Origin of the sequence: Pseudoduganella violacea (assembly GCF_014191875.1) — a bacterium.
Taxonomy (GTDB): domain Bacteria; phylum Pseudomonadota; class Gammaproteobacteria; order Burkholderiales; family Burkholderiaceae_D; genus Rugamonas; species Rugamonas violacea_A.
Genome location: NZ_JACHXD010000005.1, coordinates 87,576 through 112,204 on the forward strand (window position 1 = coordinate 87,576; position 24,629 = coordinate 112,204).

The following is a 24,629-nucleotide window of genomic DNA, read 5'->3' on the forward strand; positions in this document are numbered from 1 at the left end:
AAGCGGAGGGGCAAAGAAAACGGCGCCGCGAAGGGCGCCGTTCGGATGGGCTGGGCCAGGCTTATTTGGCCGCCATCATCTTGCTCGGGCTGCCGCCGTTGTTCGGGCGCAGCAGCGCGAAGCGGTGCATCATGTCGGAGGAGACGGTGCGGAAGCGCGCCAGCTCGGCCGTCGTCAGCGGCGCCTGGGCCGTGATATTGAGCTTGGTCGGATCCTGGGCCTGGCCGCCGACGCGGAACTCGTAGTGCAGGTGGGCGCCGGTGGACCAGCCGGTGGAGCCGACATAGCCGATCACATCGCCCTGGCTGACCTTGCTGCCCTTGCGCAGATTGCTCGAGAAGCGGCTCATATGGGCGTAGGCCGTGCTGTAATTATTCCAGTGCTTGATCACCACCAGATTGCCGTAGCCGCCCTGCACGCCCTGGAAGTCGATCACGCCATCGCCGGCGGCGCGGATCGGCGTGCCTTGCGCGGCGGCGAAGTCGATGCCCTTGTGCTGTTTCCAGTTGCCCGACAGCGGGTGCACGCGCATCGAGAAGCCGGACGAAATCCGCGAGAATTCCAGCGGCGACTTGAGGAAGGCTTTTTTCAAGGCCTTGCCGTCGAAGCTGTAGTAACCGCCGCCCTGCTTGCTGGCCGGGTCTTCGAACCAGACCGATTGGTAGGTCACGCCGCGGTTGGTGAATTCACCGGCCAGGATGCGGCCGGCGCGCACGAACTCGCCATCCTGCCAGAACGTTTCGTAGACCACGTTGAAGCGGTCGCCGCGTTTCAGGTCGGAGCGGAAGTCGATGCTGGTGGAGAACATTTCCACGATCTGCTGCACCACGGAGTCCGGCAGCTTGCTGCCGTCGGCGCTGGAGTCGGTGGCGGCGAACAGGGTGGAGGTGATTTCGCGCGCATGCATTTCGACGCGGCGCTCAAGCTTGGCCGCCACTTCCTCGGCCGTGAAGCTGTCGCCCTTGCGCACGATGGAGAGGTTCTTGACCGGGACGTCCTTGCCGTCGACCACGGTGGCGCGCAGCCACAGCAGATTGCCTTCCTCGTCGGTCTGCGCCTGCACGCGCTTGCCGGTCTTCAGTTGCATGACGCCGCGGGCAATCTTGTCCTTCTTGATAAAGTTTTCCGCGGCGCTGTCTTCGACGCCAAGGCGGTGCAGCAGGGTGGCGAGGGTGTCGCCGGCGCGGATTTTCTCTTCGTGGACGTATTGCTGGTTCGATTGCTGCTGTTCGAGGGCGGCGATCTGGGTATTCAGGTTGGGAAGCTGAAGGTCTTGGGCGATGGATTTTACTGGCAGGTCGGACGCGTCAGGGGCGAGCGGAGCCACGCCGGCCGCACCGAAAGCGCACACCGCCAGGAAGAGGGCGGAGGCGCTGACGATACGCGCCTTGCGCGTCGAGCCTAGCAGATTGAACAAGCCGGAGCTTGTGAACTTGTTTATAGGGTTCATGCAATCAGTTAAAATTTGCCGCTTGAACTTTATGGATTCTTGCTCTTTTGTTCTAACTTATTGATTTGTCTCGTTTTCATCGGGCAATATTGATGGGATCGGGCATTATAACAAAGTCCTGAGCCGTGCCAACAATTTGAGAGAATTTAGCGAAATATGGATATAACCTCCTCCGCGACCGCCAAGGCGAGCGCCCCCCAACTGCCCCTGAGCGAGCGTGTGCAGGAAGCGCTGGCGATCGCCAAGCGCGGCGTCGACGAGCTGCTGATCGAAAGCGAATTCGCGCAAAAGCTGGCGCGTTCCGAACAGACGGGCGTGCCGCTGCGCATCAAGCTGGGCCTGGACCCGACCGCGCCGGACTTGCACCTGGGCCACACCGTGGTGCTCAACAAGATGCGCCAGCTGCAAAACCTGGGCCACCAGGTGATCTTCCTGATCGGCGACTTCACCTCGATGATCGGCGACCCGTCGGGCCGCAACGTCACGCGTCCGCCGCTGACGCGCGAACAGATCGAACTGAACGCCCAGACCTACTTCAAGCAGGCCTCGCTGGTGCTCGACCCGGCCAAGACGGAAATCCGCTACAACTCCGAGTGGTGCGACCCGCTGGGCGCGCGCGGCATGATCCAGCTGGCGTCGCGCTACACCGTGGCGCGCATGATGGAGCGCGACGATTTCAGCAAACGCTTCAAGAATGGGACCCCGATCTCGGTCCACGAGTTCCTCTACCCGCTGATGCAGGGTTACGATTCGGTGGCCCTGAAGTCCGATCTGGAGCTGGGCGGCACCGACCAGAAATTCAATCTGCTGGTGGGCCGCGAATTGCAGAAGGATTACGGCCAGGAGCCGCAATGCATCCTGACCATGCCCCTGCTGGAAGGCCTGGACGGCGTCGAAAAGATGTCCAAGTCCAAGAACAATTACATCGGCATCACCGAGCCGGCCAACACCATGTTCGCCAAGGTGATGAGCATTTCCGACGTGATGATGTGGCGCTACTACGAGCTGCTGTCCTGGCGCTCGATCGCCGACATCGCCGCGCTCAAGGCCGAGATCGAAGGCGGCAAGAACCCGCGCGACGCCAAAGTGGCGATCGCCCAGGAAATCGTGGCGCGCTTCCACTCGCAGCAGGCGGCCGAGGATGCGCTGGCCGACTTCGTGAACCGTTCCAAAGGTGGCATCCCGGACGACGTGCCGGAAGTGAGTTTGAGCGGCGCCCCGGCCGGCCTGGCCCAGCTGCTGAAACAGGCCAATCTGTGCGCCTCGACCTCGGAAGCCATGCGCATGATCGAGCAGGGCGGCGTGCGCATCGACAGCGCCGTGGTCAGCGACAAGGGCTTGAAAGTCGAAGCCGGCACCTTCGTGCTGCAAGTGGGCAAGCGCAAGTTCGCGCGCGTGACCCTGACGGCATGATCGCCCTGCTGCAGCGAGTCACCCAGGCCAAGGTGGTGGTCGATGGCGCCGTGATCGGCGCCATCGACGCCGGCTTGATGGTGCTGGTGTGCGCCGAGCGCGGCGACACGGAAAAGGAAGCGGACACCCTGCTGAACAAGCTGCTGGGCTACCGCGTCTTCGCCGACGATGCCGGCAAGATGAACCGCAGCGTGAGCGACACCGCCGGCGGCCTCTTGCTCGTGCCCCAGTTCACGCTGGCGGCCGATACCAAGTCCGGCACCCGGCCTTCGTTTACGCCGGCCGCCGCGCCGGAAGACGGGCGCCGCCTGTTCGAGCATGTCGTGCGCCAGGCGCGCGCCAAGCATCCTATGGTGGAGACGGGGCAGTTCGGCGCCGATATGCAGGTGTCGCTGACCAACGACGGCCCGGTCACGTTCTGGCTGCAAACCAGTCCCAAATAACACGGAGACGTCATGAAACTCTGGAGCGAATCGTTCAAGGATGGCGATCCCATTCCCGGCGAGTTTGCCTTCGCGGTCGCGGACCCGGCGCAGCACGCGCGCCTGTCGGCCAATATGAACCCGCAGCTGGCCTGGGACGAGGTGCCGCCCGGCACCGCCTCGCTGGCCCTGTTCTGCATCGACGGCGACGCGCCCCAGGATGGCAGCGACGTCAACCGCGACGATGTGGTGCTGCCGGTGGAAGTGCCGCGCGGCGACTTTTTCCACTGGACCCTGATCGATATTCCGCCCGGCGTGACGGCGCTGGACGCGGGCCGGTTTTCCGGCGGCGTGACGGCGCGCGGCAAGCCCGGTCCGGCCATTGCCGACGGCGGCCAGCCCTGGCGCCAGGGCTTGAACGATTACACGCTCTGGTTTTCCGGCGATGCCGCCATGGCGGGCGATTACTACGGTTATGACGGCCCCTGCCCGCCGTGGAACGATATGCGCGTGCACCACTATGTTTTCCGCCTGTACGCGCTGGATATTCCACGCCTGGAGCTGGAAGGGCGCTTTGCCGGCCCGGATGCGCTGCGCGCCATTCACGGCCACATCCTCGATGAAGCCCAGTTGATCGGCACCTACACCCTGTATTCGGCCTTGGCCAAGAAATAATGTCTACCGAAATTCTTTTGATTCGCCATGGTGAGACGGCGTGGAACGCCGTGCGCCGCCTGCAAGGCCATATCGATATCGCCCTCAACGAAGCGGGCTTGCGCCAGGCCGGCGCACTGGCGCAAGCCTTGGCCGATGAGCCGCTGGCCGCCATCGTCGCCAGCGACCTGCAGCGCGCGCTGCAGACGGCCGAGGCGGTGGCCGCCGGCCACCGTTTGCCGGTGCATGCCGACCCGGCCCTGCGCGAGCGCGGCTATGGCGCGTTTGAGGGCATGCTGTATACCGAGATCGAAGCGGCGTATCCGGCCGATTTCGCCGCCTGGCAGGCGCGCGAGGTGGATGCGTGCATGCCGGCCGGCGAGCGCCTGGCCGAGAGCTTCCGCCAGTTTTACGCGCGCAGCACGGCCGCCATCGCCCACTGGGCGGCGCGCTACCCGGGCCAGCGCATTGCCGTGGTGGCCCACGGCGGCGTGCTGGAGTGCGCCTACCGCGCCGCCACCGGCATGGCGCTGGACCGCCCGCGCGATTTTCAGGTCAAGAACGCCAGCGTCAACCGCTTTGTCTGGGATGGCGGCCAGCTGCGCCTGGTGCTGTGGGGCGACACCCGCCACCTGGCGGCGCTGGCGCTCGACGATGTCATTTGAACGTACGTGCTTATTATTTCCGCAAGAAAATAGTGTGACATAACGCTAAAGCTGCACACTTGCTGTTTTCATACAAAATAGTGCTTATAAATTGAGCAGGGGATCGGGTAAAATACTCGGTTTCCCAATCTATCTTTCTGTGAATCAAGTGCAAATCGGACCCCATCAGCTGCGCAACAACGTCTTTGTCGCCCCCATGGCGGGCGTCACGGACCGTCCCTTCCGCCAATTGTGCAAGGAGCTGGGCGCGGGCTATGCAGTATCCGAGATGGCGGCCTCGAATCCACGCCTGTGGGCCAGCGAAAAGAGCGCGCGCCGCACCGACCACGCCGGGGAGATGGAACCGAAGGCGGTGCAGATCGCCGGCGCCGACCCGCAAGACCTGGCCGACTGCGCCAAGTTCAACGTCGACCGCGGCGCGCAGATCATCGACATCAATATGGGTTGCCCGGTCAAAAAAGTGTGCAATAACTGGTGCGGTTCGGCCCTGTTGCAGCACGAAGACCTGGTCGAGCGCATCCTGCACGCCGTGGTGGGCGCGGTCGACGTGCCTGTCACCCTGAAATTCCGCACCGGCTGGAACCGCGAAAACAAGAATGCCTTGAACATCGCCCGCATCGCCGAGCAGGCCGGCATCCAGATGCTGACCTTGCACGGCCGCACGCGCGCCGACGGCTACACGGGCGACGCCGAGTACGAGACCATCGCCGCCGTGAAAGCATCGGTGAAGATTCCCGTGGTGGCCAATGGCGACATCACGACGCCGGAAAAAGCGCGCTACGTGCTGGAGAAGACCGGCGCCGACGCCGTGATGGTGGGCCGCGCGGCCCAGGGCCGGCCCTGGATTTTCCGCGAGATCGCGCATTTCCTGGCCACCGGCACGCATCTGCCGCCGCCGCTGGTGGCCGAGGTGCGCCACTTGATGAGCGAGCATTTGCAGGCGCATTACGCCTTCTACGGCGACTTCCTCGGCGTGCGCACGGCGCGCAAGCATATCGGCTGGTATGTGCGCGACCTGGCCGGCGGCGAAGATTTCCGTCAAGAAATGAATAAGCTGGAATCGACAACGGAGCAGTTGCGCGCCGTCGACCAGTTCTTTGAATCCCAATGGAAGTATGGCGAGCGGTTACAATACCGCCTCGCCGAAGAAATGCTGGCCGCCTAAGCGGCGCCAGCGTGGCAAAACATTAGCAGAAACGAAATAAGAATATGAGCAAAGAAAGCATCCAGGAAGTCGTCCAGAAGAGCCTTGAAGACTATTTCAATGACCTGGGCGAGCAGCAGGCCTCGAATATCTACGATATGGTCGTGCTGACGGTCGAGAAACCCATCCTCGAAGTGGTGATGACGCGCGCGGACGGCAACCAGTCGCATGCCGCCCAGATGCTCGGCATCAATCGCAATACTTTGCGAAAGAAATTACAGGAACACGGCCTGCTGTAAACAAGGTCCGACGTCCGGCTCCGCAAGTGGCTGTGACCGGCCGCTATGGCGGCCGGTGGGTGTGTTCAACCAGAATATTCAACAACCTGTCCCACAGCCATGATTAAACAAGCTCTCATCTCCGTTTCCGACAAAACCGGCGTCCTCGATTTCGCGCGCGCCCTGTCGGCGATGGGCGTCAACATCCTGTCCACCGGCGGCACGGCCAAACTGCTGGCCGATAACGGCGTCGCCGTGACCGAGGTGGCCGACTACACCGGCTTCCCGGAAATGCTGGACGGCCGCGTCAAGACCCTGCACCCGAAAGTCCATGGCGGCATCCTGGCCCGCCGCGACCTGCCCGAGCACGTGGCCAAGCTGGAAGAGCACAGCATTCCGACCATCGATATGGTGGTGGTGAACCTGTACCCCTTCCAGGCCACGGTGGCCAAGGATGAGTGCACGCTGGACGACGCCATCGAGAACATCGACATCGGCGGCCCGGCCATGCTGCGTTCGGCGGCCAAGAACCACAAGGACGTGGTGGTGATCTGCGACCCGGCCGACTACGGCCATGTGCTGGCCGAGATGAAGACCACCGACAGCGCGCCCGGTTATGTGAGCTATGAGACCCGCTTCATGCTGGCCAAGAAGGTGTACGCCCACACCGCCCAGTACGACGGCGCCATCACCAATTACCTGAGCAGCCTGGGTCCGGACCGTTTGCACGCCAACCGCGGCGCTTATCCGCAGACCCTGAACGTGCACTTCGAAAAAGTGCAGGACATGCGCTACGGCGAAAACCCGCACCAGAGCGCGGCGTTCTACCGCGACCTGAACCCGGTGGCCGGCGCGTTGGCGAACTACCGCCAGCTGCAGGGCAAGGAGCTGTCCTTCAATAATATCGCCGACGCCGACGCCGCATGGGAATGCGTGAAGAGCCTGGGCGGCTTCGACCAGGCCGCGGCCTGCGTCATCATCAAGCACGCCAATCCTTGCGGCGTGGCCCTGGGCGCGAACGCGGTGGACGCTTACAAGCGCGCGCTGCAGACCGACCCGACTTCGGCTTTCGGCGGCATCATCGCCTTCAATACCGTGGTCGATGGCGCGGCGGCGACCGAGCTGGCCAAGCTGTTCGTGGAAGTGCTGATCGCGCCGTCCTTCACGGCCGAAGCGCTGCAGATCCTGTCGGCCAAGCAGAACGTGCGCCTGCTGGAAATCCCGCTGGGCGATGGCGTGAATCCGCTGGACGTCAAGCGCGTGGGCGGCGGCCTGCTGGTGCAGTCGGCCGACTCCAAGAACGTGCTGCTGGCCGACCTGAAAGTCGTGACCAAGTTGCAGCCTACCCAGCAGCAGCTGCAAGACCTGATGTTCGCCTGGCGCGTGGCCAAGTACGTAAAGTCGAACGCCATCGTCTTCTGCGCCAATAATATGACCCTGGGCGTGGGCGCCGGCCAGATGAGCCGCATCGACTCCGCGCGCATCGCCTCGATCAAGGCGCAGAACGCCGGCCTGTCGCTGGCCGGTTCGGTGGTGGCGTCGGACGCCTTCTTCCCCTTCCGCGACGGCCTCGATGTGGTGGTGGACGCGGGCGCGACCTGCGTCATCCACCCGGGCGGCTCCATGCGTGACCAGGAAGTGATCGACGCCGCCGACGAACGCGGCGTGGTGATGGTCTACACCGGCACGCGCCACTTCCGCCACTAAGCTTTTAGCTGCGGCCCAAACCGGGGACAGACCACGTTTTCCAAGAAAACGTGGTCTGTCCCCGGTTTTTTACTTACAATCTGACGATGATTATTTTAGGCATCGACCCCGGCTTGCGCACCACCGGCTTTGGCGTCATTCAAAAGCAGGGCAGCAAGCTGCGCTACATCGCTTCCGGCACCATCAAGAGCGGCGAGGGCGATTTGCCGACGCGGCTCAAAGTGATTCTCGACGGCGTGTCCCAGGTGGCCGCCACCTACCGGCCCGACTGCGCGGCCATCGAACAGGTCTTCGTCAACGTCAACCCGCAATCGACCCTGCTGCTCGGGCAGGCGCGCGGCGCGGCGATCTGCGCCCTGGTCAGCAATGCGCTCAGCGTGGCCGAATATTCGCCGACCCAGATCAAGCAGGCCGTGGTCGGCACCGGCCGCGCCGCCAAGCCCCAGGTGCAGGATATGGTGGCGCGCCTGCTGGCGCTGCCCGGCTTGCCCGGCACCGATGCGGCCGACGCTTTGGGCGTGGCGATCTGCCACGCGCACAGCCAGGCCACGCTGGCGCTGGTGGGCAGCATGGCCGCGACCAAGCTGGCCCAGGCCGCGGCATCGTCCAAGGCCGGCAAGGCCGGGCAGGGCGCGACGGCCGCCCAGACCGTGCTGGCGGGCCTGCGCGTGCGGCGCGGGCGTCTGGTCGGCTAAACTCTCTCTTTTATCCAAGGTATTCGCATCATGATCGGACGACTCTCCGGGGTTCTGCTTGAAAAAAATCCGCCGCAACTGCTGGTTGACGTGCAGGGCGTGGGCTATGAAGTCGATGTGCCGATGAGCACCTTCTACAACCTGCCCGGCGTCGGCGAGCGCGTGGTGCTGTTCACCCACCAGGCCATCCGCGAGGACGCCCACCTGCTGTTCGGCTTCGGCAATGCCGAAGAGCGCGCCGTGTTCCGCCAGCTGATCAAGATCAGCGGCGTCGGCGCGCGCACCGCGCTGTCCATCCTGTCCGGCATGTCCATTCCCGACCTGGCGCAGGCCGTGACCTTGCAGGAAGCGGGCCGTCTGATCAAGGTGCCGGGCATCGGCAAGAAGACCGCCGAGCGTCTGCTGCTCGAATTGAAAGGCAAGCTGGGCGCCGACATCGGCGCCGGCGGCGCGCATGCCGTGCCCGATTCGCAGAGCGACATCCTGAACGCGCTGCTCGCTTTGGGGTATTCTGACAAGGAGGCGCTGCAGGCGCTGAAGACCGTGCCGGCCGGCTCCTCTGTTTCGGACGGCATCAAGCAGGCGCTGAAAGCGCTGTCCAAGGGTTAAGGCACCATGAGCATCCAGACCGACGATTTCACGCCCCAGCGCATCATCGATGCCGCGCCGTCCTCGCCCAACGAGGAAGCCATCGAACGCGCGCTGCGGCCCAAGCACCTCGATGAATACGTCGGGCAGAGCAAGATCCGCGACCAGCTGGAAATCTTCATCACCGCCGCGCGCAAGCGCAGCGAGGCGCTCGACCACACCCTGCTGTTCGGCCCTCCCGGCCTGGGCAAGACCACGCTGGCCAATATCATCGCGCGCGAGATGGGCGTGAACCTGCGCCAGACTTCGGGGCCGGTGCTGGAGCGTCCCGGCGACCTGGCCGCGATCCTGACCAATCTGGAAGCGAACGATGTGCTCTTCATCGACGAAATCCACCGCCTGTCGCCGGTGGTCGAAGAGATCCTTTACCCGGCGCTGGAAGACTACCAGATCGATATCATGATCGGCGAAGGCCCGGCCGCGCGCTCGGTCAAGCTCGACCTGCAGCCCTTCACGCTGGTGGGCGCCACCACGCGCGCCGGCATGCTGACCAATCCGCTGCGCGACCGCTTCGGCATCGTGGCGCGGCTGGAGTTCTACACGGTGCCTGAACTGGCCAAGATCGTCACGCGCAGCGCCGCGCTGCTGAAGGCGAATATCGACGCTGACGGCGCTGTCGAAATTGCGCGCCGCGCGCGCGGCACGCCGCGTATCGCCAACCGCCTGCTGCGCCGCGTGCGCGACTATGCGGAAGTGAAGAGCAATGGCGACATCACGAAAGAGCTGGCCGATGCCGCGCTGGTGATGCTCGATGTCGACCACGTCGGCTTCGACGTGATGGACCGCAAGCTGCTCGAAGCAGTGCTGTACAAATTCGGCGGCGGCCCGGTCGGCATCGGCAATCTCGCCGCCGCCATCGGCGAAGCGGCTGACACCATCGAGGATGTGTTGGAGCCTTATCTGATCCAGCAAGGCTTCCTGCAACGCACCCCGCGCGGCCGCGTCGCCACCGCCGCCGCCTATATGCACTTCGGCGTCACGCCCCCGCGCACGAATCCGACCGGGGATTTGTGGGATAACTAAAACAAAGCCGCCTCAAGGGCGGCTTTGTTTTTAGCAGCGTGCTTGGCGGCGCCGGGCCGCGAAGCCCACGCCGGCCAAGCCCGCCAGCAGCATGGCGTAGGTGGATGGCTCGGGAACTGGTGCGGCCAAATCCATAGAAGTGAATTGGACGTTGACCATGACCGTAGAGTCTTCGAGAGAGAGGTATGGTGGGACAAAATAAGACGACACAGGTTTCAAGCGGGATGGAATTGCCACCGATCCATCCAAGGCATTATTGCCGCCCATCTCAATCTCGGCGCGATATTTGTCCTGCGCGGTCGTGAAACGGATATAGTCTGGCGTGCCAGCGTGGGTTGTAATCGTGTCGTAGTTGAAACGGAATGCCAAGCCACTGTCTTCAAAGGAAAACGACATGACATTGCCGGCATTGCTTTGCTTGTAGGTTGCGAGCTTGCTCCATTCATGGCGGTCCTCAAAGCTCACAAGTTTGGTGTTGGTGTTATAGGTGAAGCTGCCTTTTAGCTTGTCTCCTTTGTTGACTTTACGGCCGTCAACGCTGCTTTCGGCGACCCAAGACGAGCCCTCAAGGATATTGAAAACAAAGCCAGTGAAATTGTATGTGACCAGTTCTGCTCTGGCTGGGAGAGTGAAGGCCAAAGCTGCAAGTAAGGCCAGTTTTTTCATGAAATTGACTGTCTGCTGAAAGCTATTTGGTTATGAAATTGGCTGATTTTGCTATATTTCAATTTTCATAATTATGTTTATTCTTTGAGATTATAACAAAGTCACTTCACTCACTGCCGAAAGTGCAGGTTAAGACCAGGTCGCCGCACCCTGTCCTGCCTGCGCCACGCCAGCTTGTTCCCCGCGAATATCCCTTGCTTCCTGTTACAAACCCGAGAAAAATGGGGCCATAGCCCCGGCAATCACCTTGCCTGCCACCCTGCGGGGGAACCCATGCCTTACCACGCGTCGCGGAACCTGTTCTGGAAGCTGTTCCTGCCCATCGGCGTCGTTCTGCTGTTGAGCGCGCTGGCGGCTGCGCTGTTCTTGCCTGCGGCCATTGAGCGCAATGCGCAGCAGGATGCGGTCGACGCGGCCCAGGCCACGGTGCGCCAGTTCCTGATCCTGCGGCGCTATTACACGGAGAACGTGGCGGCCAAGGTGTTGGCACAATCCGACCTGAAAGTCGCGTTCGACCATCGCGGCAACGCTAAGACCATTCCGCTGCCGGCCACCATGGTGCACGATCTGAGCCTGCTGCTGCAGGACGGCGGCACCAGCCTCAAACTCTACAGTCCCTATCCCTTTCCTAACCGCGCCGGGCGCGAACTCGATAGCTTCGGCCAGGAGGCGTGGAACTTCCTCAAGGCGAACCCCGACGCGGCCTTTGTGCGCACCGATCTGCTGCAGGGCAAGCGCACCGTGCGCGTGGCGCTGGCCGACCGCATGAGCGCCCAGGCCTGCGTGGCCTGCCATAACAGCCTGGCCAGCAGTCCGAAAAAGGATTGGATGCTGGGCGATGTGCGCGGCGTGCTGGAGGTGCAGTCCAGCCGCGAGGTGGCCAGCGCCGCGCGCGTGGTGACGCTGACCCTGGGCACACTGGGCGCCATCATGCTGCTGATCGCCATCTTCCTACGCGTTTTCTATCAGCGCAATATCGCCCGTCCGCTGCATGCGGCGCTCGATTCGGCGCGTTCGCTGACGGTTTCCAGCTCGGAACAGGTGGCGGCGGTGCAGGCGATTGCGGCCGGCGATCTGGATGCCACGCTGGCGCCGACCGCGCTGCCGCTGATCCCGCGCGAAGCCTTGAGCCATGACGAGGCGGGCGAGGTGCTGCAATCGGTGCTGGATATGGCGGCCGTGCAGCGTTCCTTCGACCAGGCTTTCGCCAGCATGACGGAAGCGCTGCGCGCCAGCCGCGCCGCCGGCCAGGCGCGCGACTGGCTGAAGTCGGGCCAGAACGATATCCACACCCTGCTACGCGGCGAGCCGGAACTGGCGGCGATGGCCGAACGCATTCTGAGCTATCTGGCGCAGCGCCTGGGCGCCAGCGTTGGCGTGCTGTATCTGCTGGAAGAAGATAAGCCGCGCATGGAGCGCGTTGCCGGTTATGCGCTCGCTGCGGATGGCGCACATCCGCAAAGCGTGGCGCGGGGTGAAGGTTTGATCGGCCAGGCCATGCGCGAGCAGCGCACGCTGTGCGTCAGCGATGTGCCGCCCGGCTTTTTGCCGATTGCTTCGGCGCTGGGCCAGGCGCAGCCGGCCAGTCTGCTGGTGGCGCCTCTGCAGCACGGGACAAATCTGGTGGGTGCGATTGAGCTGGGCAGCTTCCGCGCCTTCGGCGCGCAGGAGTTGGAGTTCATGGAGCTGGTGCGCGAGGCACTGGCCATTGGCTTTGAAGTGGCGTTGGCGCGCGTGCGCTTGCGTCAGCTCCTGAGTAATACCGAGCAGCAGGCCGAGGAGCTGCGCGTGCAACAGGAGGAACTCCAGCAAAGCAATGAGGAACTGGAAGAACGCGCCGAACTGCTGGAACGCCAGCGCGAACAGATCCGCGCCAAAAACGCCGATCTGGAAGAGGCCAGCCGCGAGCTGGCCGCGCGTGCCGAACAGTTGCAGAAGGTCAGCGCGTATAAGACGGAGTTCATGGCGAATATGTCGCACGAGCTGCGCACGCCGCTGAACAGCATGCTGATCCTGGCTTCCATGCTGAAGGAGAACAAGAGCGGCAATCTGGAAGCGCGCCAGCTGGAATACATCACCACCATCCATCACGCGGGCAAGGACCTGCTCGATCTGATCAACGATATTCTCGACCTGTCCAAGGTGGAGGCGGGTGCGGTGGAATTCGAATACTCGACGGTCTCGCCGCAGCAGTTGTGCGAATCGATGCTGGCCCTGTTCCAGGCGCCCGCCGCGCAGAAGACGCTGGCGCTGACGGCCACGGTGGCGCCCGAGGTGCCGGCCGCGCTGCGCCTCGATTCGCAAAGGGTGCAGCAGATTTTGAAAAACCTGCTGTCGAACGCGATCAAGTTCACCAGCAAGGGTGGGGTGGGCCTGAAGATACGCCGCGCCCGCGCCGACGAGAATCCCTTGCCGGGACCGGCCCTGGCTTTCGATGTCAGCGATACCGGCATCGGCGTGGCGGCGGACAAGCATGCGCTGATCTTCGAAGCCTTCAAACAGGCCGACGGCAGCATCAGCCGCAGTTATGGCGGCACGGGCCTGGGCCTGTCGATCTCGCTGCAGACGGCGCGCAAGATGGACGGCGAACTGCTGCTGCGCAGCGAGGAGGGCAAGGGCAGCACCTTCACCCTGTTCCTGCCGCTGATGGCAGTCGATGCGCCGCGCAGCGCGCCGCCGCCTGCGGACATCCTGCCGCCGCTGCCGGACGACCGCGGCCGCCTCGCGCCGGGCCAGCACTGCATCCTGATCGTGGAGGACGACCGTGCCTTCGCCGGCGTGCTGATGGACCTGGTGCACCAGCGCGGTTACAGCGCCCTGGTGGCGCACGACGGCGAGAGCGCCTGTGCGCTGGCCAGCCAGCATCTGCCGGGCGGCGTGCTGCTCGACGTGAAGCTGGCGCGCAGCGATGGCTGGGAGGTGATGCGGCGCTTGAAGTCCGAGCAGCGCACGCGCCGCATTCCGGTGCATTTCATTTCCGGCTTGGAGCAGGCGCAGCAAGCCTTGCGCATGGGCGCTATCGGCTATATGAACAAGCCGGTCACGCGCGAGCAGCTGGACCAGGTGTTCGACACGCTGGAAGCGGCCATGTCCGGCCCGGCGCGCAGCCTGCTGCTGGTGGAGGACGACGCCACCGAAGCGTCCAGCCTGGCGGCCTTGCTGTCGGGGCGTGGCGCGGAAGTGGCGCAGGCGTCCAGCGGGGCCGAAGCTTTGCAGCGCCTGGGTGAGGAAACATTCGATTGCGTGGTGCTGGACCTGGGCCTGCCGGATATGGCGGGCGGCGAACTGCTGTCGCGCCTGCGCGCCGATGCGCGCTGGCGCAGCCTGCCGGTCATCATCCACTCGGGCCAGGAATTATCCCGCGAACAACAGCGGGAGTTGAACTGCATAGCCGACAGTGTCATCATCAAGGGAGCGCGCAGTCCGGAAAGGCTGTTGAGCGAAGTAAGCCTGTTCCTGCGTGCGGTGGAGCAGCGCCATGAGGGCGCGGCGGCCGATGAGGACAGGCGTTTGCCGGACAAGGCCGCCCTGGGCGGCAAGACGGTGCTGATCGTCGATGACGATATGCGCAATCTGTTCTCGCTGACAGGTTTGCTCAGCGAGCAAGGCATGCTGGTGCTGGAAGCCGAAAATGGGCGCGAAGGGCTGGACTGCCTGGAGCGGCACGAGGAGGTGGCGGTGGTGCTGATGGATATCATGATGCCGCAGATGGATGGCTACGAGGCCATGCGCGCCATGCGCGCCGACGCCCGCTGGCGGGCCTTGCCGGTGATCGCCATGACGGCCAAGGCCATGCCCGACGACTACCAGAAATGCCTGGAGGCGGGGGCCAGCGACTACCTGGCTAAACCGCTCGATGTGGAACAACTGCTGTCGCTGCTGCGCGTCTGGTGCAGCCGCTGAGGATATGCGATGAGCCAGTCCCTGATCTCGCCGCCCTCATCGCTTGCCGCCGCCGAGGCGCCGCTGTCGGTGCCGGTGCTGCTGGTGGACGACCGTCCCGAGAATCTGCTGGCGATGGAAGCGCTGCTGCAAGGCCTGCCTTATGCGCTGGACGTGACATGCGCCGGTTCCGGCAACGAGGCGCTGGCGATCAGCCTGAAACGCGATTTCGCGGTGGTGCTGCTGGATGTGCAGATGCCCGATATGGACGGCCTGGAAACGGCCACCCTGCTGCGCGCCAATCCGAAGACGCGCCACCTGCCGATCATTTTCGTCACTGCCGGCCTGCACGACGAGCTGCGCCAGTTCAAGGGTTATGAAACCGGGGCCATCGACTTTCTGATCAAGCCGATCGAGCCGGTGGTCTTGCGCAGCAAGGTGGCGGTGCTGTGCGAGTTGTATGCCAAGTGCCGCGAGCTGGAAGAGCACAAGGCCAGCCTGGAGGCGCGCGTGGCCGAGCGCACGCGCAGCCTGAGCGCGCTGGCGGCGCAACTGAGCGAGGAGGTGCAGGCGCGCCGCCTGTCCGAGCAGGCCTTGCGCGACAGCGAAGCGCGGCTGCGCATGGTGATCGACAGCGCCTGCGAAGCCTTTATCGCCTTCAGCGCGGCAGGCATCCTCATCGAATGGAACCAGCGCGCCGAGGAGCTGGTGGGCTGGCCGCGCAGCGATGCGCTGGGGCAGCAGGTGCTGGACTTTCTGAACCCGCCCGCTGGCGCGGCGCCTGAAACGGAAGACGATCCCTGCGCGCAGCTGGATGGCGCGGCTGCACCGGTGCCGGATTTGGCGCAGCTGCTGCCGGGCGAGCCGGGTGCCGCCAGCCGCGTGCAGGAGCTGTGCATGTGGCGGCGTGACGGCAGCCACTTTGCGGTGGAACTCAGTGTCTGGCCCATCCCTGACAGCGAGCCGCCGCTGTACGGCTGCCTGCTGCGCGACATCACGGTGCGCCGCGAGCAGGAAGAAGCGCACCTGCGCACCAGCGCCTCGCTGCAGGAGACCGTGGCGGCGCGCACCGCCCAGCTGCGCCAGGCCATGGATCAACTGGTCGACACCGAACGCATGGCGGCGTTGGGCGGCATTGTTGCCGCCGTCGCGCATGACTTGAACACGCCGGTCGGCAATCTGGTGCTGCTCGCTTCCGCCCTGCGCGAACGCATCGCCGCCCTTGCCACCGAAGCGCTGGAAGGCCATCTGACCCGTTCGCGTTTATGCGAAGCCGTGGCCGACTGCAAGGAAGGCAGCGGTCTGCTGATCCGCAGCGCCGAACGCGCGCAGGAACTGATCGAAAGCTTCAAGAATGTGGCGGTGGACCAGACCAGCCAGAAACGCCGCCAGTTCGACCTGGCCGGCTGTGTGCACGATATCGCCGCCACGCTGGGCCGCATGACGCGCATGGCGAATGTGAAGGTCGAATTGAAAATCCCGCCCGGCATTGCGCTGGACAGCTATCCCGGCCACCTGGAGCAGGTGTTCAACAACCTGATCGTCAACTCCATCGTGCATGGCTTCGACGGCCGCAGCGAAGGCACGATCACGATCGCGGCCTGCGTGGAAGGGGAACACGTGCGCATCGATTACCGCGACGATGGCGTCGGCATCGCCCCCGAGCTGCAGCAGAAAGTGTTCGAGGCGTTCTATTCGACCAAATTCGGCAAAGGCGGCTCAGGCCTTGGCCTGTTCATCGTGCGCCGCCTGCTCTGCAATGTGCTGAAAGGCGAGGTCAAGCTCGATAGCACGCCCGGCGCTGGCGTCCACTTCGCCATCAAGCTCCCCCTCAAAGTCCCGGCCTAAAGCCGCAGTGGCCGAGTCCGTGTCCACCTTGGTGCCTGGCACCAAGGTGGACACAAGCTCGGCTGTGGAGTTTATTCCTGGCGCAGCCAGGTTTGCGAGCGGCCGAGCATGGGGACGCCGATGTAGCCGCGCACTTCGAGCTTTTTGCCGCCGTCGGCCAGCTTCAGCTTGCTGCGGTAGACCTTGCCGTTGTCGGGGTCGAGGATTTCACCGTCGTTGTATTCGCTGCCGTCTTTTTTCAGGCCGCTCATGAAGACCATGCCGACAATGGGCTGGTCCTTGCGCGCGTCCTTGCACTTCTCGCATTTGGGGTTCTGTTCTTCGTCGGCGGCGCGGAACAGTTTTTCGATGCGGCCCTGCAGCACGCCATTGGTTTCGGTGATGCGGATCAGGGCTTTGGGCTTGCCGCTGACGTCATCGATGTTTTTCCACAGACCGACCGGGGAGCCGTCGTCGGCCATGGCGGGCGCGGCGAGCAGGCTGGCGGCAATCAGGGCGGCTTGAATCATAAGGCGCATCGGGTGTCTCCTGTAGTTGCGTTGTCAATATTGTTAATCGATTATGCCACGCGCGGGCGCACCATCAGCCGCGCCGGCCCATCCGGCGTGACGACTTCGCCACAGTCCTGGAAGCCGGCGCGCTGGTAGCTGCGGATCGCGCGGCCGTTGGCGGGCGTGGGGTCGGCCTGCACCTTGCTCACGGCGGGATCGCTGAACAGCAGGGCGCAGAAGTCGTCGAGCAGGGCGCTGCCCAAGCCTTGGCCGAGCCGCTCGCCGTCGGCCAGGAACAAGTCGATGCCGCGCGCGCCGGGATCGGTTTCGTCTTCCCACCAGCCGCCGCCCGAGCCCATCACCACATAGGATTGAATGAAGCCGGCCGCTTCGCCGTCGAGCAGGGCGATGTAGCCGAGGGTGTCGGCATCGTCGCCGGTCAATTCCATGAAGGTGGCGGACACTTCATCCAGGCTTCCCGGCTCGTCCCACCAGGCGCGGATATGCGGGCGGTTCAGCCAGTCGTGCAGCAGGGGCATGTCGGTGGGATGCAGGCGGCGGAAGGTGAAGCGGGACATGGGACTCCGGAATGAAAAAAGGCGGCCCGCAGGCCGCCTGGTGTTACGCCATTACGCGGCGGGCAGTTTCGCCAACTGCTCCTGCATCTTGGCCAGGGTGGCGCCGAAGGTGGCGACGCGTTCCTGCTCCTGCGCGACCACGGCGGCCGGGGCGCGCGCCACGAAGCTTTCGCTCGACAGCTTGCCGCTGGCCTTGGCGATCTCGCCTTCCAGACGGGCGATTTCCTTGGACAGGCGCTCGCGCTCGGCCTTCACGTCGATCTCCACTTTCAGCATCAGCTTGGTGGTGCCGACCACGGAGACGGCGGCCGGCGATTCCGGCAGCGCGTCGACGATCTGCACTTCGGACAGCTTGCCCAGCAACTGGACATACGGTGCGAAGGCGGCCATGCGCTCCTTGTCGGCGCCGGAAGCTTCCACGATCAGCGGCACGCGCAGCGACGGCGACAGTTTCATTTCGCCACGCAGGTTGCGGGTGGCGTCGGTCAGCGCTTTCAGTTCGCCGATCCAGGCTTCGGCCGCTTCGTCGATCTTCTCGGCGTTCGGCAGCGGGTAAGGCTGGGTCATGATGGAAGCGTTGGCGGTGTCGCCCTTGCCGGCCAGCGGCGCCACGGTCTGCCACAGCTGCTCGGTCACGAAGGGGATGATCGGGTGCGCCAGGCGCAGCACCACTTCCAGCACGCGCAGCAGGGTGTGGCGGGTGGCGCGCTGCTGGCCTTCGGTGCCTTGCTGGACCTGGACTTTCGCCAGTTCCAGGTACCAGTCGCAGTATTCGTCCCACACGAATTTATAGATCGTGCTGGCGATATTGTCGAAGCGGTAGTCGGCAAAGCCTTTGGCCACGTCCTGTTCGGCCTTTTGCAGCAGGGAGATGATCCACTTGTCGGCCTGCGACAGGTCGGCTTCGTTGGCCGAGCAGTCCTTGCCTTCGGTGTTCATCAGCACGAAGCGGGTGGCGTTCCACAGCTTGTTACTGAAGTTGCGGTAGCCTTCGCAGCGGCCCAGGTCGAAGTTGATGTTGCGGCCCAGCGAGGCGTAGCTAGCCATGGTGAAGCGCACGGCGTCGGTGCCGTAGGCAGCGATCCCTTCCGGGAATTCCTTGCGCGTGGCCTTCTCGATCTTCTCGGCCTGCTTCGGATTCATCAGGCCCGCAGTGCGCTTGGCCACCAGAGCGTCGAGGCCGATGCCGTCGATCAGGTCGATCGGGTCCAGGGTATTGCCCTTGGACTTGGACATCTTCTGGCCCTGCGAGTCGCGCACCAGGCCGTGCACGTAGACGGTTTCGAACGGCACCTTGCCGGTGAAGTGGCAGGTCATCATGACCATGCGCGCCACCCAGAAGAAGATGATGTCGAAGCCCGTCACCAGCACGGACGATGGCAGGAAGGCTTTCAGGTCCGGCGTTTCTTCCGGCCAGCCCAGGGTCGAGAAGGGCACCAGGGCGGAGGAGAACCAGGTATCGAGCACGTCGGCTTCGCGTTTCAGCGGGCCGCTGCTGCCGGCGGCGGCGGCTTTGGCCTGCGCCTCTTCCTCGCTGCGGGCGACGAAGATATTGCCTTGCTCGTCGTACCAGGCCGGGATCTGGTGGCCCCACCACAGCTGGCGCGAGATGCACCAGTCCTGGATGTTGTTGAGCCACTGGTTGTAGGTGTTGCTCCAGTTTTCAGGCACGAACTTGATTTCGCCGCTGGCGACCTTGTCCAGCGCCACTTCGGCGATCGATTTGCCGGGATAGAAAGTGCCTTCCGGCGCCGGCTTGCTCATGGCGACGAACCACTGGTCGGTCAGCATCGGCTCGATGACGACGCCGGTACGGTCGCCGCGCGGCACCATCAGCTTGTGCGGCTTGACCGCTTCCAGCAGGCCTTGCGCTTCCAGGTCGGCGACGATCTGCTTGCGCGCGGCGAAACGGTCCAGGCCACGGTAGGCGGCCGGCGCGTCGTCGCTGATCTTCGCGTCCAGGGTCAGGATGGACGGCATGTCCAGCTTATGGCGCTGGCCGACGGCGTAGTCGTTGAAGTCGTGGGCCGGCGTGATCTTTACGCAGCCGGTGCCGAATTCCTTGTCCACATAGGAGTCGGCGATGACCGGGATTTCGCGGTCGCACAGCGGCAGCTTGAGCAGCTTGCCCACCAGCGCCTGATAGCGCTCGTCGGTCGGGTCGACCGCCACGGCGACGTCGCCCAGCATGGTTTCCGGACGGGTGGTGGCCACGGTCAGGAAGCCGCTGCCATCGGCCAGCGGGTATTTGATATGCCACATGGAGCCGTCTTCCTCCTCCGACACCACTTCCAGGTCGGAGACGGCGGTGCCCAGCACGGGGTCCCAGTTCACCAGACGCTTGCCGCGGTAGATCAGGCCTTGCTCGTACAGGCGCACGAAGACTTCGGAGACGACTTTCGAGCGCGTCTCGTCCATCGTGAAGTATTCGCGGTTCCAGTCGGGCGAGGTGCCCATGCGGCGCATCTGGCCGGTGATGGTGGAGCCGGATTTTTCCTTCCACTCCCACACTTTTTCGATGAATTTTTCGCGGCCCAGGTCGTGGCGCGAGATTTTCTGCGCATCGAGCTGGCGCTCGACGACGATCTGGGTGGCGATGCCGGCGTGGTCGGTGCCGGGAATCCAGGCGGTGTTATGGCCCAGCATGCGGTGGTAGCGCGTCAGACCGTCCATGATGGTCTGATTGAAGGCGTGGCCCATATGCAGGGTGCCGGTCACATTCGGCGGCGGCAGCTGGATGCTGAAGGAAGGCTTGCTCAGGTCGAGGGAGGCTGCGTAGTAACCGCGCTTTTCCCACTCGCTGCGCCAGAACTGTTCAATGTCGGCAGGCTCGAAAGACTTGGCTAATTCCATGATGGGGGACTGTAATTTTGGCGAAAACGACCATTATAAGGGAATCGCGGTCGTTCCACGGCGGGTAAAGATGCGCGGCCGCCTGGCCGCGCATCCCCCGTATTCAAGGCGTCAGCGTGAAATTGACGCCGGTCTGGTTGGCCATGCTGATATCGATGGCGGCCTTGGTTTGCACCGCATAGCCGACGGCGGTGGCGTCGAGCCGGTATTGGCCGCTGCCGGGCGTGCTGGCGCTGGCGTTGAAGACCAGGGGCAGGGTGGCGCTGTAGGGCGCGTAGCGGATGGCGGCCACCGGCAGCTTGTCCAGCGTGTAGCTGCCGTTGAGCAGGTCGGCGCCCTGGTAGCGCAGGGCCACGGCCGGGCCGCCGCTGATGACCTGGCGTGCCGTGACGGTGGCCGCCTCGGTGGCGCTGGACGGGGTCAGCGTGACCGTGCCGCTGATGCTGCCCTGGACGCTGGCCGTCATATTGATTGGCGCGGCGGTGGTGCTGAGGGCTGTCATGGCGCTGGCCGTCACCGGCACGGCGCCGACCACGCTGGCGGCGCGGTCGTCGGCGGTGATGACCACATCGTAATTCCCCGCCGGCAGGCGGGTCAGGGCGAACTCGCCGCTGGCGCTGGGCACGGTGGCGGCGATGATGGCGCCGGCCTGCTGCGCTGATATGGCCACATGGCTGGCCAGCAGGGCGGGCGCGATAAAGCCGCTGATGCCGTTGAGCGTGGTCGGCACCACCTTGATCACGGGCTTGAGCGCGTAATTGCCATTGCCCTTGGTGACGATGGATTTGCAGGCGTCGAAGTCGAGCACCAGGTCGACGCGCTGGTTGGCGCCCACGTCGAAATCGTTGACCAGCTTGATGCCGCTTTGGACGGCGCTGGGCGTGTCAAGCGAGCGCTCGGCGGTGGAGCCGGTGGGCACCACGGTGTTGGCCAGGCCGTTGCCGGCGTTCGCGTCGAGCACCAGGCGGATTTGCGAATAGTGGCCGGTGGCCAGCGAGGTCTGTCCCAGCGCTTCCAGCGCGCCGTTGGTCAGGTTGAGCAGATTGATCTTGCGCGCGGGCGTGAGCGTGATGTCGGTCCAGCCGCTGTCGGTGTCGCTGGCGATATTGCTGGCGTGGATGCGCACCTTGGCGACGGTGATGTTGACCGCGTCGAAACCGCAGGCCGGGGCATCGGTCAACGAGACGGCCACCGTGCCCATGGTGGTGGTGGGCGGCGGTGTGCCGCCATTGCCGCCCCCACCGCCGCCGCCGCACGATGCCAGCAAGACCAGTGCTGCGCTGATGGCCGCGCCGGCGGCCAGACGGGGAAAGAGGCGGCTTGTCTTCATGATCGACCTCGCAGAAAGAAAGGGGGAAGGGCGCGCGAATGGCGCAGCCTGACCCATTATGCAGCGAATTGTCCTTATGGTATCGAGCCTGAGCGGCTTAGCAACAGTTTGGCCGCAGATTGGCTTGGCGGGTCAGTAAGTTTGCTTGAAAAGCAAGGATGGCTGCCGTGCAGCAGGAGGATCAAGGCGCCGGGCAGCGCACGTTCCAGGCGGTCAGCTCGGTGCGCGACTTGCGCACGGTGATATGGGCTTCGGCGCCGATATCGCTGCGGAAGACCAGCAGGACCATGCCGGCATCGGGACTGCCGGCCGGCTCGCGGCTCACGGCATCAAGCTGGAAGCTGCGCGAACGCAGCTTGGCGCAGGCCGTGTTGCCGGCCATGAGCAGGCGGGCGCGTTCCAGCAGCTCGCTGTGCTTGACCAGCAGGGTCAGGGTGGACATATCGGGCTGGGCTTGCAACAGGCGCACCGGATGCACGGGCGGCTTGCCGGCGTCGGGCGCATCGCACTGCGGCTGGTGGTGCAGCCAGGCCAGCTGCTGGGCGGGCAACTGCTCGCTCCAGCGCTTGTCCTTCGCGGCGCGCGGCGCGTAGTCGAACACGCGGCGCTGCATGACGCACAGCGGCAGTGCTGGCGCGTGGACCGGCGCCGCATCCAGCGCGGCTTGCAGCTGCCACTGGCGGCTGCCGCGCAGGCGCGTGGCGTTGAAGCTGGCCGGCAAGGCCGCCGTTTCGGGCAGCTGTTGCTGGCGGAAGGCGGCGAAGGACTTGATTTCGGCAGCGCTGGCGGGACGGGTTTCCAGCAGCGGTGTTTCGGCAGCGGATGCTGCGGCCTTGGCGGCAGGAAGGCCATTCAGCACGGGCGCCAGCAGCAGCGGCGCAGCCAGCATTTTCAGCATCCATCCCAAGGCATCTCGTCCAACCAGCATGCAGCATCCTTATCCAGCGGCGAAGCCCCTTCGCCGTGGTCGCGATTATAGCGGCTCGCGGCAGCGCGCCTTACTTGGCAATGTAGAAATGTCCCAGGCTGGACAGGTGATACGGCTTTTGTCCATTTCTGGAAATTTTTTGACTCGGCCAATCCGATTTCGCTAAGGTCAACGGCTCAACAGCAGCTTAACCATTACTCCAGGGAGACTGATATGGCAGCTCGTTTCACCGCCGTGCTAGCAGCGGCTTGGCTTGCGTCCGCGGCGGTTGGCGCGGCCCCCGCGTCGAACAAGATCTGGATCACCATCGGCGACAGCGCCTACGCCCAGCTGCAAAAGCTGGCGCCGCAGGCGATTGCGCGCAACAGCCATGCCGACGGCCAGGATAAGGTTCACCTGGTGCAGGTGGACGAGGAGCAGATGAAGCAGCTCTCCGAAGCCATCCACACCGAACTGAAACGCTGCGGCGGCTTCATGGCCCATGACAGCGAGGAGGCCGGCCGCGCCGCGCTCAAGCCGCAGGCCGACGCCAAGATGGCGACCTTGCTGGCCCGCCCCAATTACACCATCGACCAGCAGTCCGTGATTCCGCCGCTGCTGTCGCAAATGCAGGCCAGTAATGTGGGCCAGACCATTCTCGACCTGTCGGCCCACACCAACCGCTACTACAACACCAATATCGGCGTCACGGCGTCCAACTGGCTCAAGCAGAAATGGACCACGCTGGCCAACGGCCGCAGCGACATCAGCGTCACCCAATTCACCCACAACGCCTATCCGCAGAAATCCGTGATCGCCACCATCAACGGCACCGACAACGGCTCGGAAGTGGTGGTGCTGGGCGGCCACCTTGATTCCATCGTGGGCGGCGGCGTCGGCGAGAGCACGCGCGCGCCGGGCGCCGACGATGACGCATCCGGCATCGCCAGCCTGACCGAAGCCTTCCGCGTGCTGGCATCGAGCGGCTACAAGCCGCGCCGTACCATCAAGTTCATCGGCTATGCGGCGGAGGAGGTGGGCCTGCGCGGTTCGCAGGAGATCGCCCAGTACCACAAGAACAACAACATCAATGTGGTCGGCGTCATGCAGCTCGACATGACCAACTACAAAGGTTCGGCCAACGATATCTATATCTACACCGACTATACCGACGCCCAGCAAAACACCTTCCTCGCCAATCTGGCCACGGCCTATCTGCCGACCTTGAAAATCGGCTACGACAAATGCGGCTACGGCTGCTCAGACCATGCTTCATGGACGGCGCAGGGCTTCTGGGCATCGTTGCCGTTCGAAGCGGGCTTCAATCAGGACAATCCGTATATCCACACCATCAACGACACCTACGCCAACACCGGCAACCAGGCCGACCATGCGCTCAAATTCAGCCGCCTGGCCCTGGCCTATGCGGTGGAACTGGGCAGCGACGGTCCCGGCACGCCGCCCGGCCCTGACCGCACCGAAACCTTCAGCGGCAAGCTGACCCAGGGCCAGAGCGCCAAATTCGGCCCGTTCAAGGCCGGCGCCGGCACCTTCAAGGCCAGCACCACCGGCACTGGCGACGCCGACCTGTTCGTGCGCAAGGGGACGCCGCCCACCACCTCCACCTTCGACTGCAAGTCGGACGGCGGCACGGCCGCCGAGACCTGCTCGATCTCGGTCGCGGCCAATGGCGACGTGCACGTGTTGGTATATGGTTACTCCGCTTCGAGTTATAACCTGACCGTTACGTACAAACCGCAATAATGGCGCTATAATTCCGACCGCTGCCGCAAGGCGGCACACGCTAGGGGTCCTGCAAGTCGCTGCACAGCGAGGCGCGGGTGAGAAATACCCTCCGAACCTGATCTGGATAATGCCAGCGAAGGGAAGCTTTAGGAACAGCGCGCATGGACTCTCTCCGTCCGTGCGCGCGCGTCACCAAATCCTCCTTTGCTGGCTCCTGTAGCTGACAAAG

20 protein-coding genes and 1 riboswitch are annotated in these 24,629 nt (G+C 64.1%); of the genes, 13 read left to right on the forward strand and 7 right to left on the reverse strand.

Annotated features, from left to right (window positions below; translation table 11 throughout):
* Positions 1-61: 61 nt before the first annotated feature.
* Entirely contained in the window at positions 62-1,450 is a 1,389-nt protein-coding gene (locus FHS03_RS10675; protein ID WP_183440965.1) for a M23 family metallopeptidase, read from the reverse strand.
* A 156-nt stretch (positions 1,451-1,606) separates the two neighbouring features.
* On the opposite strand from FHS03_RS10675, the gene tyrS reads away from it, so the two are divergent.
* The 10 genes from tyrS to ruvB all read left to right on the forward strand — a co-directional run bounded on the left by tyrS (position 1,607) and on the right by ruvB (position 10,099).
* Positions 1,607-2,863, forward strand: a complete 1,257-nt coding sequence (gene tyrS / locus FHS03_RS10680; protein ID WP_183440966.1) for a tyrosine--tRNA ligase — start codon at positions 1,607-1,609, stop codon at positions 2,861-2,863.
* Entirely contained in the window at positions 2,860-3,306 is a 447-nt protein-coding gene (gene dtd, locus FHS03_RS10685; protein WP_183440967.1) for a D-aminoacyl-tRNA deacylase, read from the forward strand. Before tyrS ends, dtd begins: the two co-directional genes overlap by 4 nt.
* 12 nt (positions 3,307-3,318) lie before the next feature.
* A complete protein-coding gene (locus FHS03_RS10690) occupies positions 3,319-3,960 on the forward strand; it encodes a YbhB/YbcL family Raf kinase inhibitor-like protein (RefSeq protein ID WP_183440968.1) in 642 nt (213 codons plus the stop codon).
* A complete protein-coding gene (locus tag FHS03_RS10695) occupies positions 3,960-4,604 on the forward strand; it encodes a histidine phosphatase family protein (RefSeq protein WP_183440969.1) in 645 nt (214 codons plus the stop codon). The genes FHS03_RS10690 and FHS03_RS10695 overlap by 1 nt, the downstream gene beginning before the upstream one ends.
* A 148-nt stretch (positions 4,605-4,752) precedes the next feature.
* Positions 4,753-5,769 (forward strand): tRNA dihydrouridine synthase DusB, encoded by a 1,017-nt coding sequence (gene dusB, locus FHS03_RS10700; RefSeq protein ID WP_183440970.1) that lies wholly within the window; start codon positions 4,753-4,755, stop codon positions 5,767-5,769.
* A 44-nt stretch (positions 5,770-5,813) separates the two neighbouring features.
* A complete protein-coding gene (locus tag FHS03_RS10705; RefSeq protein ID WP_008445162.1) occupies positions 5,814-6,047 on the forward strand; it encodes a helix-turn-helix domain-containing protein in 234 nt (77 codons plus the stop codon).
* A gap of 99 nt (positions 6,048-6,146) precedes the next feature.
* Positions 6,147-7,733: a bifunctional phosphoribosylaminoimidazolecarboxamide formyltransferase/IMP cyclohydrolase gene (purH, locus tag FHS03_RS10710; RefSeq protein ID WP_183440971.1), complete on the forward strand. Its 1,587-nt coding sequence runs from the start codon at positions 6,147-6,149 to the stop codon at positions 7,731-7,733.
* Between the two features lie 86 nt (positions 7,734-7,819).
* Complete coding sequence (ruvC, locus tag FHS03_RS10715) at positions 7,820-8,428, forward strand: crossover junction endodeoxyribonuclease RuvC (protein ID WP_183440972.1); 609 nt, start codon at positions 7,820-7,822, stop codon at positions 8,426-8,428.
* Between the two features lie 30 nt (positions 8,429-8,458).
* Positions 8,459-9,037 carry a Holliday junction branch migration protein RuvA gene (ruvA, locus tag FHS03_RS10720; RefSeq protein ID WP_183440973.1) on the forward strand — a complete coding sequence of 193 codons (579 nt, stop codon included), beginning with the start codon at positions 8,459-8,461 and terminating at the stop codon, positions 9,035-9,037.
* A gap of 6 nt (positions 9,038-9,043) precedes the next feature.
* Positions 9,044-10,099: a Holliday junction branch migration DNA helicase RuvB gene (ruvB, locus tag FHS03_RS10725; RefSeq protein ID WP_050409438.1), complete on the forward strand. Its 1,056-nt coding sequence runs from the start codon at positions 9,044-9,046 to the stop codon at positions 10,097-10,099.
* 30 nt (positions 10,100-10,129) lie between these two features.
* Here the strand turns inward: ruvB and FHS03_RS28140 are convergent, their stop codons facing one another.
* Positions 10,130-10,765, reverse strand: a complete 636-nt coding sequence (locus FHS03_RS28140; RefSeq protein WP_229426155.1) for a PEP-CTERM sorting domain-containing protein — start codon at positions 10,763-10,765, stop codon at positions 10,130-10,132.
* Positions 10,766-11,038: 273 nt separating this feature from the next.
* On the opposite strand from FHS03_RS28140, the gene FHS03_RS10735 reads away from it, so the two are divergent.
* Positions 11,039-14,668, forward strand: a complete 3,630-nt coding sequence (locus FHS03_RS10735; RefSeq protein ID WP_183440974.1) for a response regulator — start codon at positions 11,039-11,041, stop codon at positions 14,666-14,668.
* A gap of 9 nt (positions 14,669-14,677) precedes the next feature.
* Positions 14,678-16,495, forward strand: a complete 1,818-nt coding sequence (locus FHS03_RS10740; RefSeq protein WP_183440975.1) for an ATP-binding protein — start codon at positions 14,678-14,680, stop codon at positions 16,493-16,495.
* 71 nt (positions 16,496-16,566) lie between these two features.
* On the opposite strand, the gene FHS03_RS10745 is transcribed toward FHS03_RS10740, so the two are convergent.
* The 5 genes from FHS03_RS10745 to FHS03_RS10765 form a co-directional block, all read right to left on the reverse strand.
* On the reverse strand, positions 16,567-17,013 hold the full coding sequence (locus FHS03_RS10745) for a DUF2147 domain-containing protein (RefSeq protein WP_371871651.1): 447 nt from the start codon (positions 17,011-17,013) through the stop codon (positions 16,567-16,569).
* Between the two features lie 41 nt (positions 17,014-17,054).
* On the reverse strand, positions 17,055-17,564 hold the full coding sequence (locus FHS03_RS10750) for a GNAT family N-acetyltransferase (RefSeq protein WP_183440976.1): 510 nt from the start codon (positions 17,562-17,564) through the stop codon (positions 17,055-17,057).
* A gap of 51 nt (positions 17,565-17,615) precedes the next feature.
* Positions 17,616-20,417, reverse strand: coding sequence for a valine--tRNA ligase (locus FHS03_RS10755; protein WP_183440977.1), 2,802 nt, complete (start codon positions 20,415-20,417; stop codon positions 17,616-17,618).
* A 103-nt stretch (positions 20,418-20,520) separates the two neighbouring features.
* Positions 20,521-21,747, reverse strand: coding sequence for a DUF4382 domain-containing protein (locus FHS03_RS10760; RefSeq protein ID WP_183440978.1), 1,227 nt, complete (start codon positions 21,745-21,747; stop codon positions 20,521-20,523).
* 181 nt (positions 21,748-21,928) lie between these two features.
* Positions 21,929-22,675 (reverse strand): hypothetical protein, encoded by a 747-nt coding sequence (locus FHS03_RS10765; RefSeq protein ID WP_183440979.1) that lies wholly within the window; start codon positions 22,673-22,675, stop codon positions 21,929-21,931.
* Between the two features lie 213 nt (positions 22,676-22,888).
* Between FHS03_RS10765 and FHS03_RS10770 the strand changes: the two genes are divergently transcribed.
* A complete protein-coding gene (locus FHS03_RS10770) occupies positions 22,889-24,418 on the forward strand; it encodes a M20/M25/M40 family metallo-hydrolase (protein ID WP_183440980.1) in 1,530 nt (509 codons plus the stop codon).
* A gap of 32 nt (positions 24,419-24,450) precedes the next feature.
* Positions 24,451-24,559: riboswitch (TPP riboswitch) on the forward strand.
* Positions 24,560-24,629: the final 70 nt, after the last annotated feature.